The 11,648-nt window shown below is 70.1% G+C and carries 10 protein-coding genes and 2 pseudogenes; 6 read left to right on the top strand and 6 right to left on the bottom strand.

What is annotated here, in order from left to right:
* Window positions 1–59: 59 nt before the first annotated feature.
* Window positions 60–537, top strand: a pseudogene (locus LWC35_RS18980) (transposase); the annotation flags it as partial.
* Here the strand turns inward: LWC35_RS18980 and LWC35_RS18975 are convergent.
* The 5 genes and pseudogenes from LWC35_RS18975 to LWC35_RS18955 all read right to left on the bottom strand — a co-directional run.
* Window positions 531–866, bottom strand: a pseudogene (locus tag LWC35_RS18975) (transposase); the annotation flags it as partial. The pseudogenes LWC35_RS18980 and LWC35_RS18975 overlap by 7 nt on opposite strands.
* A 103-nt stretch (window positions 867–969) precedes the next feature.
* Window positions 970–1,260 carry a helix-turn-helix domain-containing protein gene (locus LWC35_RS18970; protein ID WP_232871488.1) on the bottom strand — a complete coding sequence of 97 codons (291 nt, stop codon included), beginning with the start codon at window positions 1,258–1,260 and terminating at the stop codon, window positions 970–972.
* 47 nt (window positions 1,261–1,307) lie between these two features.
* The gene (locus tag LWC35_RS18965) at window positions 1,308–2,654 is read right to left on the bottom strand and encodes a GAF domain-containing protein (RefSeq protein WP_232871487.1); all 1,347 of its coding nucleotides are present in this window, start codon (window positions 2,652–2,654) and stop codon (window positions 1,308–1,310) included.
* Window positions 2,655–2,724: 70 nt separating this feature from the next.
* Window positions 2,725–3,885, bottom strand: coding sequence for a hypothetical protein (locus LWC35_RS18960; RefSeq protein WP_232871486.1), 1,161 nt, complete (start codon window positions 3,883–3,885; stop codon window positions 2,725–2,727).
* A 2-nt stretch (window positions 3,886–3,887) separates the two neighbouring features.
* The gene (locus LWC35_RS18955; protein WP_232871485.1) at window positions 3,888–5,075 is read right to left on the bottom strand and encodes an LLM class flavin-dependent oxidoreductase; all 1,188 of its coding nucleotides are present in this window, start codon (window positions 5,073–5,075) and stop codon (window positions 3,888–3,890) included.
* Window positions 5,076–5,262: 187 nt separating this feature from the next.
* Here LWC35_RS18955 and LWC35_RS18950 point away from each other — a divergent pair, with 187 nt between their 5' ends.
* The 5 genes from LWC35_RS18950 to LWC35_RS18930 all read left to right on the top strand — a co-directional run bounded on the left by LWC35_RS18950 (window position 5,263) and on the right by LWC35_RS18930 (window position 10,807).
* Window positions 5,263–6,108, top strand: a complete 846-nt coding sequence (locus tag LWC35_RS18950; RefSeq protein WP_232871484.1) for a mycofactocin-coupled SDR family oxidoreductase — start codon at window positions 5,263–5,265, stop codon at window positions 6,106–6,108.
* Window positions 6,109–6,247: 139 nt separating this feature from the next.
* A complete protein-coding gene (locus LWC35_RS18945; RefSeq protein ID WP_232871483.1) occupies window positions 6,248–7,702 on the top strand; it encodes an aldehyde dehydrogenase family protein in 1,455 nt (484 codons plus the stop codon).
* A complete protein-coding gene (locus LWC35_RS18940) occupies window positions 7,699–8,835 on the top strand; it encodes a CaiB/BaiF CoA transferase family protein (protein ID WP_232871482.1) in 1,137 nt (378 codons plus the stop codon). Before LWC35_RS18945 ends, LWC35_RS18940 begins: the two co-directional genes overlap by 4 nt.
* Entirely contained in the window at window positions 8,832–9,995 is a 1,164-nt protein-coding gene (locus LWC35_RS18935; protein ID WP_232871481.1) for an acyl-CoA dehydrogenase family protein, read from the top strand. Before LWC35_RS18940 ends, LWC35_RS18935 begins: the two co-directional genes overlap by 4 nt.
* 593 nt (window positions 9,996–10,588) lie before the next feature.
* Window positions 10,589–10,807 carry a response regulator transcription factor gene (locus LWC35_RS18930; protein WP_232871480.1) on the top strand — a complete coding sequence of 73 codons (219 nt, stop codon included), beginning with the start codon at window positions 10,589–10,591 and terminating at the stop codon, window positions 10,805–10,807.
* Between the two features lie 44 nt (window positions 10,808–10,851).
* Here the strand turns inward: LWC35_RS18930 and LWC35_RS18925 are convergent, their stop codons facing one another.
* Window positions 10,852–11,100, bottom strand: coding sequence for a hypothetical protein (locus tag LWC35_RS18925; RefSeq protein WP_232871479.1), 249 nt, complete (start codon window positions 11,098–11,100; stop codon window positions 10,852–10,854).
* Between the last annotated feature and the right edge of the window lie 548 nt (window positions 11,101–11,648).

Raw genomic sequence — 11,648 nt, 5'->3', positions numbered from 1 at the left:
CCAGGTAGGACAGGGCTTGTCGAGGGCCATGTCCGCCAGGTCGAGGAGGCACTTTCCAGGTGCAGGCTACAACCACCCGTCCGAAGATCGTCGTGACCGCGGACGGGGCCGGGGTGGTCTCGCATGCAGGGTCGCGACTGCTGGCCGATGTCGCAGACCGGACCACCTTGACCGGCGAGCTGTCCGAGGCGCTGGGCGGGTTGCGTCGCCCGCGCGCCCGGCATGACCCGGGAAGGGTGCTGATCCATGTGGCCGTGGCGGTGGCCGACGGCGCGACCACGATCTCCGAGATCGCGGTGCTGGCGGATCAGGCTGCGTTGTTCGGGCCGGTGGCGTCGGACTCGACGTGCTGGCGGCTGCTCGACCGGCTCGACGATGCCGCCCTCGCGGCGGTGGCCTCGGCGCGGGCCAGGGCTCGGGAGATCGTGTGGGCCCAGCACGCCGAGACCCACGGGCGGGCGTTCCCGCCGGTGCGGGTCGCCGGCCGTGACCTGGACGTACTGGTTATCGACGTCGACGCTTCGATCGTGGTCTGCTCGGGTGACGAGCTTGGCGCGCTCCGCGCGCAGCGCGGCGTTCTCGGCCTCCAGACGGGCCAGGCGCTGCTCGTAGTCTCCGGCCCGCCGACCTCGGGCCCACCTCCGGCACGGGGCCGAGGCGGGGGGGCAGGGTGTGAGTGGGCTGGGGGCCGGGGTGCCGTCCGCGGCGGTCTTGCGGCCGGTGCCGAGCCGCTCGAGCCACCCGCGCAGGGTGCCCAGCTTGATGCCCAGGTCCTCGGCGATGCCGCGCACCGTCGCACCCGGAGGGGGCTCGTACAACTCGACGGCCGGCCCACAGAACTCGTCGGAGTAGTTCTTGCGGGCCATGATCGTGGACCATCTCGCCTTCCCCGCGGTGCGGGGATCAGCGTGTCCAGGAACTGGGGTCAGGCCCCGAGGGGGCCTGAGAACCGGTCAGTTCGGGTCGTGCTCAGAGCCGGTACGACCGGATCTTCGCGTACAAGGTGGGGCGGGCGATTCCGAGCTGCTTTGCCGCCTCGGTCTTGTTCCCGCCGGTCGAGGCCAACACCTCTGCGATGACGGCGGCCTCCGCTTGCTCAAGCGGAGTGAGCGAGCGTCCGGTCCGAACGTAAGTGGGCAGGTGGTCCCGACGGATTGGCCCCTCGCCTGCGGCAGTGGCCGCGCTGTGCAGGACGGTTGCGAGTTCGGCGACGTTGCCCGGCCAGTGATGTTCCTCGAGAAGCTGCATCGCCTGCGGCACCGGTCGATGGGCCGGGTCGACGAGTGTGTCGACGAGAGAGCCGCAGCTCATTGAGCCGGCGCCAAAGTGGAGGGACCTCGACGACGGCGCCGCCGAGGGCGTCCGTCAGGGTGGACAGGTGCGGCGGCGCGGCATCGGTGGGGTTGGCGTCCCAGGTCGCGACGATCGATGCACGCTGCTCGACGCGGGCGAGTAAGGGCGGCCACGGTGGGAACCTGATCGGCTGAGAGCGCGTCGATGCGCGACAGCAGGATCGGTGTCGACGCAGCGAGCGCGGCGGCGAACTCCCTGCACCAGGCCCTGAAGTCGGTGACGGCGAGGTCTGCCGGGTCGAAAGTGGCAAGTGCCGGTTGCCCCTCGCGTTGGAGGGTGTGGCGGGCTGCGGTTCGCTTTCCGCTGCCTGCCTCGCCCCGGAGTACGGCGGCGCCGTTGATCTCCAGGCTACGAGCAAGCGCCTTGGCCATCTTCGGCGAGGCCTTCGGAGCCGCGGGAACCGGGGAGTCCGCAATCGGAGCCGGCTGATGCAGCGGGTCGAGGAGGAGGATCGCTCCTGTCGTCTTCCTCTGCTCGGTCAGCAGGCGCAGCCGCGCGGTCCAGCCCTCGAGGCCGGGCAGCTCGATCATCTCGTCGCCCGGTGACGCTTCGAGGATGCGGGCCCAGACCTGTCGATGGTCCAGGCGAAGTTCGGCGGCGGCATCGTTGGTGATGAGGACGTCGGCGTTGAGGGTGGCGACCGCTGCGCCACGTCGGACGTTGGTGGCGAGGAAGACGTCGAGGAGTCGGCGTTCGCGCTCGCCGGAGGCGGCGAGGAGCGCTTCTCGCACCTCTCGGACCAGTGTCACCACGGTGCTGGTGAGCACAGGGTGGGTGTCCCCGACAAGGCACGTGATGTTCACGGCGCCGACCGTGCGAGCGGTCACCGGGTGGATCACCGGTGCCGCCACGCAGGTGAAGGAGTGGAACGCCTCCTTGAAGTGCTCTTCGCCGCGGACCGTGACCGGGCGTCCCGTCTCCAGCGCTGTTCCCAGGCCGTTGGTGCCTGCGATCTCCTCGTCGAAGGAGAAGCCTTGGTGGAGTTCGAGATCGTCGAGGCCGCGCCGCAGGGTGGGGTTCGGCGCCCAGCTCCAGAGGACGCGACCGTTGCGGTCGGTGATCGCCAGGCACAAGCCGCTGTCGGTCATCTCGTCGCAGACGGCCTCGAGCACGGGGCGAGCAGCGCGAGCGAATCGTGTGTCGGTGTCGATCTCGAAGTGGGGCAGGCTCAGCTCGAGTGGATCGACACCGCTGAGCTGCGAGCGACGCCAGGAGGTGAGGATCTCTGAACGGACCTCGAGGGCCCCGTTGCTGCTCTCGCCCTCGGCCTGAAACCGCTCCCAGGCGCTGCGTGTTCTCATACCGCTAACGGACCGACGTTGGTCGACGATCGCTCGACTGTAGTCGGCCCGGGCGGCGGGGGTTGTTCGATTATTGAACGGCCGTGGTCTCGGCCTCTCGCGCCTTGGGGAGACCCCAGGAACCCAGGAACAGCACGTACCAGAGAAGCCAGAGGATCATCCAGTCCATGAAGCCGAGGGCGTCACCATGCATCGCCCCAGCGACCTGTGGCTCGTGGAGCACCGGGCCGGCCAGGACGAAGTAGTAGACGACGTACGTGGCCATGGCGAGGACCAGGGTGCCGACAACGCGCACCAGTACGTTGATCGTGGTGCCGCGGTTGGTCGGCCGGTTGCCGAACACGTTGGCCCAGGCGATCATCCAGAACACCCAGCACACTCCCAGTTCGGCTGCGTGCGAGGACAACGCGTCACCGATGAGCGCGGCATTGCTCGAGCCCATCAAGACGGTGGCCAGCCCTCGGAGTACGACGAACAGGACGAGCCCGAGCACGACGTTGCCGACCAGCGACGCCAGCACGACGCGCCCGGGGGACCCGACGAGCTTCCAGGGCAGGTTCTCAGTCAGCAGGCCGGTCATGACGGCGGCGACGATCAGACAGTAGAACCATCCGATGAGAGTGGTCGTCGAGAACCAGGCCGCTGTCTGGTCACCCCACACCGCCAGCCCCGGCAGGGCGAAGACGCCGTAGACGACCAGCGTGGGCAGGACCAGCGCGCCGAGCTCGGCAAGTCCCAGCCAGGGCTGGTTCAGTCGGCCCGCCCACGGTGCCTGGCCCCAGTTCAGCACGGCCATCACGTAGAAGAAGAAGGCGAACAGCACGATCAGGTTGCCCGTGGCGAACCCGGCTCCGCCCTCACGCGCCGCCGCGAAGCTCGGGTCGACCCTGCCCCAGCCGTAGGCCAGCAGCGCGGTAATCCCGATCCCGAGGACGAGGGTGAGCGCGATGCCGACGAGGCCACGGACAGGCTGCCCGAGCTGGCTCGGGCCGGTCCAGGCGCAGGTGAAGGCCACCCAGACCACGCTGATGATCGTCCAGAACAATGCCGCTGTGAACGGCTGCGGGTAGGCCCCGATCGCGCTCCACCGGGGGTCTACCAGCAGCCACCAGGAGGCGATGGCCAGGACGAGCACGACGGCGACGTTCGCGAGGCCGAAGCCCCACCAGGGCAGTGTGCGCGCGGTCGGGGTGGCCGGTGCCACCCGGTCCGATTCGGGCAGCGTCGTCACAGTCAGCCTCGCGTCGTCTCGACGCCGGACTGCGCGGCGGCGGTCTTCTGGGCAGAGTGACGATCGGTGGCGGCCTGGATGGCGTCGGCCTGCCGCTGGTCGAGCTCCTCCCACCGGGACCGCGCGTAGGCCACGGCCTTCTCGAGCCGGTCGGTGGTGCCCTGGAAGCGTGGCTTGACGTGGCGGGCGAACAGCTCGTAGCTCTTCAGCGTCGCCTCCGGCCGGGCCCATTCGTGGTGGAGCAGCAGGTAGGAGCCGAAGCCACCGGACTGCGTGGCGAGGCGCTCGATCTGCGCGATGGCGTCGTCGATGGTCCCGATGACGCCCAGCCCGGTCTCGTTCACCCAGGCCACCCGCTCCTCGAACGTCGCGCCGGCGGCACGGAAATGCGGGGCGGCGAGGACGTGCTGGGTGTAGTCGGCCCAGTCGTCGAGGCCGTGGCGGACGTCCTCGATCGCTTGCTCCTTGGTCTCGGCGAGGTGCATCGGGCCGACGAGGCGCCACTGGTCGCGCCGTGGGGGGTTGCCGAACTCGGCGCCGCGCTCCTGCATGACGTCCCAGTGCAGCGCCAGCGAGTCGAACCCGCCCTTGGCGGTCGCCCCGACCGAGAGCAGCCCGACGCCGTTCTTCGACGCGGCACGAGGCCCGGTCGGCGAGGCGATCGCCGCACACACGATGTCGAAGTCGCTGTAGGCGCCGTACTGTGTGCGAGCGTCCTGCAAGGTGTAGCGCGGGGTCTTCGCCGTGACCGTCTCGCCCCGCAGCAGCGCCATCAGCACGTCGACGTCCTCCTCGAACGCGCCGCGCTGCTCCTCCATCGAGATCCCGATCATGGTGGCGTCGGTGGGCAGGGCACCCGGGCCGAGGCCGAGCATGAACCGACCGCGCAACAGGTTGTCGGCGAACAGCGCGCGATCGGCCGTCCACAGCGGATTGTGGTAGGGCAGCGAGACGACACCGGTGCCGAGCTTGATGTTGCGGGTCTGCGGGCCGGCCCAGGTGATGAACATGAACGGGTCCGGGATGAGCTCGTTGCCGCAGGAGTGGTGCTCGCCGATCCACGCCTCGTCGAAGCCGAGGCGGTCCATGTGCTGCAGGACCTCCAGGTCACGCTGGTAGGCCGAGACCGGGTCCTGACCGGCCGGGCAGTGGAAGGGCGCCATGAAGGTGCCGAACTTCATCCGGGACATGTGTCTCCTCCTCGTCGAGGCCCGCGCTCTCCGGGGGCGGCGCGGGGCGTGCGATCAGCTTGGGCCAGCCGCGCAGCGCCGACCGTTCAAGTTTCTGACGCTCGCGCCGTCAGAAATCCGAACACCGCCGATCCGTCCTCCCCGCGCAGGCTGACCGGGTCCTCTCGGAGCGGAGAAGGGAAACGTCATGAGTCAGCGAGTCGAGGGCAAGGTAGCTCTCATCACTGGTGCGGCACGCGGGCAGGGCCGCGCGGAGGCCGTACGCCTGGCCGAGGAGGGCGCTGACATCATCGCCGTCGACGCCTGCGCGACGATCGACGGCATGGAGGCGATCTGCCGGGGTGCGACCGAGCAGGACCTCGCGGAGACCGTCCGACAGGTGGAGAAGCACGACCGCCGCATCGTGAGCGCCGTCGCCGATGTTCGCGACCTCGCGGCCTTGACCGCGGCGGTCGACGCCGGGGTCGCCGAGCTGGGTCGCCTCGACATCGTCGTCTGCAACGCCGGGATCTTCGCCCCACAGGGCCGGACGTGGGAACTGTCCCGCGAACAGTGGCAGACGACCATCGACGTCAACCTCACGGGCGTGTGGGCGACGGTGAAGGCTGCGGTCCCGCACGTCCTCGCCGGAGGCCGTGGCGGTTCCGTGATCATCACAAGCTCGAACCTGGGCATCCGCGGTTCCGGTGGCACCTCGCACTACAGCGCCAGCAAGCACGGGGTGATCGGCCTGGCCGAGGCCTTGGCCAACGAGCTCGCCCCAGAGTCCATCAGGGTCAACACGGTTCACCCCACGGCGGTGCGGACGGCGATGGTGGACAACCAGGCGACCTGGCAGCTGTTCAAGCCGGGCGTGGGTGAGGTCGGCCAGGACGAGGCCATGGCGGCGTTCCGCGCCACCAACTCGCTGCCGGTGGATCTCATCGAGCCCGAGGACGTCGCGAACGCCGTGCTCTTCCTGGCGTCGGACGAGTCGCGCTACACCACCGGCAGCAAGCACTTCGTCGACGCCGGATACCTCGTCCGCCACTGACATCCCCGACGGGGCCGCCCGACCAGCACCGCCCGACCAGCATCGGCCCCGATTGACCCGCCTGCCGGCTCGGCCGGGCGGTCCGGCAGACCTGCGGCTCGGCGTGGTCGGCGCCGGGCCGCTTCTCACGAGGAAGATCATGGACGCGGACATCAGCTACGAAGCACGAACCGGCGCACCGGCAGGGTCGGTGCCCCATAGCCGGCCCGAGGAGCTCCTCGCCGTCATCGATGCCTCGTGCGTCGGCTTCGAGCAGGTGTCGCGCGTCTCGCCGCAGCGACGTCGGACCTGGCTCGATGCCGTCGCCACCGCGCTGGAGGCTCATCGCGACGAGCTGACGTTGCTCGCCGATTGCGAGAGCGCCCTCGGGGTGGCCCGGCTCGACGGCGAGGTCGCCCGTACGGCCGACCAGCTGCGGTTCTACGCCGACGCCGCGAGTGAGGGCCGATTCCTCGACGCTGTGGTCGGCCCCCACCTGGCGCGGACGGGTATGCCGTTGGGCCCGATCGCGGTGTTCGGCGCGAGCAACTTCCCGTTCGCATTCGGCGCCCTGGGCAACGACACCGCCTCGGCCCTGGCGGCAGGCTGCAGCGTGGTGGTCAAGGCCCACCCCGCCCATCCACTCACCAGCGCCCGCACGGTCGAGCTGGCCCAGCACGCCCTGACAGAGGCTGGAGCTCCGCACGGCACACTCGGTGCTGTGGTCGGGTTCGAGCAGGGCTTGGCTCTGGTCGACCACCCCTCCATCGCCGCCGTCGCGTTCACCGGATCTCAACGGGCCGGGATGAGCCTGTGGGAACGCTGCCGGAGCAGGGGCGTCCCCGTCTATGCCGAGATGGGGACCGTCAACCCCGTCGTGGTCACCCCGTCCGCCGCTCCCGAGGTCACGACGATCGCGAAGGGGTTCGCCGGCTCCTGCACCCTCGGGTCCGGCCAGTACTGCACCAAGCCCGGACTGTTCCTGGCCCCGCACGGCGCCGGTGCCGCCCCTGCGCTCGGGGAGGCGTTGCGGCAGATCGCCGTGCAGCCGGTGATGCTCACCCGAGGGATCGCGGAGGCCGTGCAGACCGGCATCGAGGCGCTACGGGACGCAGGCGCCGAGCTGATCGCCCACATCCCGTCGGCGAGCTCGGGCTGGTCGGCTCCGGCGGCGGTCCTGTCCGCACCTCTCTCGGCAGTGACCGAGGGCAGCCGTGTGGTCGAGGAGTGCTTCGGCGCCGTAGCCGTGGTCATCGAGTACTCCTCGGTCGCCGAGGCCGTCGAGGTGATCGACGGACTGCAGGGCGCCCTCGCGGCGAGTCTGTTCGCCGCGGATGCGGACCCGGATGCCGCCGTGTTCCTGGACCGGCTCGGGCGCCGGGTCGGCCGGGTCGTCGTCGGGGACTGGCCGACCGGTGTGGCGGTCGACTGGGCCCAACAGCATGGCGGGCCCTGGCCTGCCACCACCGACCCGAGGGCGACCTCGGTGGGAGCGGCCGCCCTCGAGCGGTTCGTGCGGCCCGTCGCCTACCAAGCCGTGCCCGACGAACTGCTCCCGCCGCCTCTGCAGTCGGGGAACCCGTGGGCGATCGCCCGGCGGGAGGTCGGGTCGTGAACCCCCTGGACGGAGTGCTGGTCGCGGACTTCAGCCGGGTCCTCGCCGGCCCGCTCGCCACGACGACACTGGCTGACCTGGGGGCGACCGTCATCAAGGTGGAACGCCCGTCGGTCGGCGACGACACCCGCCACTGGGGGCCACCGTGGACCGCGCACACCAGCGCCTACTTCGAGTGCGCGAACCGCAGCAAACAGTCCGTCGCACTCGACCTCGACGATCCGGACGATCTGGACACCGCCCGCATGCTCGCCGCCGAGGCCGACGTCGTGGTGGAGAACTTCCGGGTCGGCGCGCTGGATGCGAAGGGGCTCGGATATGCCGCGGTCGCCGCTGCCAACCCGCGAGTCGTCTACTGCTCGGTGAGCGGGTTCGGTTCGGCGGGCGGGGCGGCGCTGCCCGGCTACGACTTCCTCGTCCAAGCCGTCGGCGGCCTGATGAGCATCACCGGAGACGCCAACCCCACGAAGGTCGGTGTGGCGCTGGTCGACGTGCTCACCGCTAAGGACGCCGTCATCGGCATCCTCGCCGCGCTGCGCGAGCGCGATCGATCCGGGCTCGGGCAGCACGTCGAGGTGAACCTGCTGTCCAGCCTGCTGGGCTCGCTGGCCAACCAGGCCTCGTCCTACCTCGCGACCGGCCACTCACCCGGGCTGCTCGGCAACGCGCACCCCTCCATCGCCCCGTACGAGACGCTGGCGTGCGCCGACGGCCAGATCGCGGTCTGCTGTGGCAACGACCGCCAGTTCCGGGACCTCACCGAGGTCCTCGGCCACGGTGAACTCGCTGAGGACCCCCGGTTCCGCACGAACGGAGCCCGCGTCGCGCACCGCGCCGAGCTTGTGCCGCTGCTCGAAGCCGCGCTCACCCAGGACACCACTGAACACTGGGTGAACCGCCTCACGGCCGCGCGGATCCCCGCCGGGTCCGTCGGCGACATCGGCTCCGCGCTCGACCTGGCGGACTCCCTCGGTCTGACCCCGCTCGTCGACGTCGGGCCGGACGCGACGCCGCAGATCCGTCATCCCGTCAGCTACTCCCGCACCCCCGTCACCACCTACCGCCGCCCGCCGCGGCTCGGCGAGCACACCGAAGCGGTGCGCCGCTTCCTCGACCGCAGGAGGACCGCATGAACCCGCTGGACCTGGCCGGAATCGACGACCTCCTCTCCTCCGAAGAGAAGGAGATCCGCGCGACCGTGCGCCAGATGGCCTCCGACCGGATCGCTCCGTTCGTCGCGGGCTGGTTCGAACGTGGGGAGCTCCCCGACGCGCGTGGCCTGGCCAAGGAGCTCGGCTCGCTCGGGGTCCTGGGCATGCACCTCGAGGGCTACGGCTGCGCGGGAACCAGCGCCACCGCCTACGGTCTGGCCTGCCTCGAGCTCGAAGCCGTCGACTCCGGGATCCGATCGCTGGTGTCGGTCCAGGGATCACTGGCGATGTTCGCGCTGCACCGCTGGGCGAGCGAGGAGATCAAGCAGCAGTGGCTGCCCCAGATGGCTGCAGGCGAGGTCATCGGCTGCTTCGGCCTTACCGAACCCGACATCGGCTCCGACCCGGCCGCCATGCGCACCCGGGCCCGCCGCGACGGCGGGGACTGGGTGATCGACGGTCGGAAGATGTGGATCACGAACGGCAGCATCGCCGACGTCGCGGTCGTCTGGGCGCAGACCGACGAGGGAGTGCGCGGCTTCGCCGTGCCCACCGACAGCCCCGGCTTCTCCGCCCCAGAGATCCACCACAAGCTCTCACTGCGCGCCTCCGTGACCAGCGAGTTGGTGCTCGACGCCGTCCGGATCCCGGACGCCTTCGCCTTCCCCGAGGCCCGAGGCCTTCGCGGTCCGTTGAGCTGCCTCAACGAGGCCAGGTACGGCATTGTCTGGGGCGCCCTGGGCGCGGCCCGCTCGTCGATCGAGACTGCCCTCGACTACGCCCAGCAGCGCGACCAGTTCGGCAAACCGCTCGCCGGGTTCCAGCTCACCCAGCAGAAGCTCGTCGACATGAACCTTGAGTACCTCAAGGGGCTGCTCCTCGCTCTGCACCTCGGCCGTCGCAAGGACTCCGGAGTGTTAGAACACACCCAGGTCAGCCTCGGGAAGCTCAACAACGTCCGGGAGTCCCTGGAGATCTGCCGCGCGGCCCGGACCATCCTCGGCGCCAACGGCATCTCCCTCGAGTACCCGGTCATCAGACACATGGCCAACCTGGAGTCCGTACTCACCTACGAAGGAACCGTCGAGATGCACACCCTGGTGCTCGGCCAGGCCATGACCGGGATCAGTGCCTTCCGATGAGCGTCCCGGCCCGCCGACTGCCGGAGGACTCCTCCGGCTCAGACCGGGGGCCCGCGGACAGGCGACCACCGTTGTTCGTGGCGCGCCGCGGGCGGGACACCCACTGCGGGTGGCGCTGGTATGCCCGCCACAGACGGCCTTGGCACTGCGCACCGACCTTCATCGGCGGACCGACCCATGCACGCGTGGTCTCCGAATCCCGGACCCGGCCATGGCCGCCTCGGCCCCAGCCACGAGGGCCGCCGACGTGGTCGTCGTCGACGCCGATCTGATCAACGACATCGACGATCTCGGTTGGGTGCGCCAACTGCAGGGGCCGGGCATGCCGACCATGCTGCTGCTCACCGGTTCCGCCGATGACCAGGTGTGGGTGCGCGCTGCGCCCCTCCTGTCTGAGCGTCATCCCACGGGACTCCTCGCCCGCCGACAAGATCAACGCTGTACGCAGGGCTGCGGCCCAGCGAGCGGCGGGGGCCGCTCTCCCGGACCGAGAACGCCACAAGGAGGAGATGGGCGCTCGAGGACGCCCCGCCCCGCCCCGCCGCCCTCCGCATCCCGGCCGACCCGAGCACCGTCGTCCCGAGGTCCCGACGATGTCGATTCGGCTCATTCCGCGCGAACGGGATGTCCTGGCGCTCGTGGCCCGGGGCTGGACGAACAGCGAGATCGGTCTTCGCCTCCGGGTTGGCTGGAGCACCGTGAAGGGGCATGTCAAGAACCTGTTCCGCAAGTTCGAGGTGAGCCGGCGAGCCGACCTGGCGTTCCTCGTCGGACCTGACACGGCGCTCGATCAGACCCGAATCCGCGAGTAGGCCTCGTGTTGATCTTTATTGGCCGGGCTAGCGATCCTTGGTCGCTAGGTGCTGGTCGGGTCACAGATTAGGTGTGGGCAGCGTGGCGGCCCGAGTGTCGCCTTGCGGGCCAGGGCGTCGCGGGCGGCGCGTTCGGCGTCGATCGGGTCGGACTTGGCGGCCGCCACGAGCGCGGCCGTGTGGGTGTCGGCGTGGGTGTCCACCCCGATCACGAACTCGACCAGCTCGGCCAACCGAACCTGCCCGTCGGTCCGCTGCTCGCTCTGCTGTTGTGGCGCGTGTTCTGTCACCATGGCCGGGCGTTCTCCTCTGCCTGGAGGGACGTGAAGGTCCCGGTCCCGGGTCGGAGCCGGCAGGACTGTGACGAGACACGCCAGAGGGTCTGAGCTCCGCGGTCATGCTCCTGATCAGGCCAGCTACTCCGGCCACGGGCCGGTGCCGACAACGACGAGCGGGCAAGTCCGCGCCAAGGCACCCCGCAGGGGCCAGTCAGGACAAGGGCCACACCGCCGCTGTCACCACCAACCCACCATCACCGGGCCGGCTACGCCATCCTCACAGTCATCCCTGAAGGAGCGGGGCCGGTCAACCTCCCGTTCTTGTAGTTGATCTTTTTGTTAGAGGTTGTCCGCGTGGTTGTGGGCGCGTCGAGGTAGGTGGCGGAGTCAAGGAGCGCCCGCAGGGCGCCCGCACCAGCGGCCGGAGGTCCTTGGCGCCGTCACCGGTCGGCGCACGCTGTTGGGAGCGGAGAAGCCGGTCGGATCTGCTCTCCTTCCGGGGGGGGGGGTGATCGGTGGTCGTGTGGCTGCTCCAGGGCCGGATCGCCCGGGCCGGGTGGACA

Origin of the sequence: Pseudonocardia kujensis, from assembly GCF_021283305.1 — a bacterium.
In the GTDB taxonomy this organism is placed as follows: Bacteria; Actinomycetota; Actinomycetes; order Mycobacteriales; family Pseudonocardiaceae; genus Pseudonocardia; species Pseudonocardia kujensis.
The sequence above is the reverse complement of the archived record's forward strand: the minus strand, read 5'-3'. Positions and strand labels throughout refer to the sequence as shown.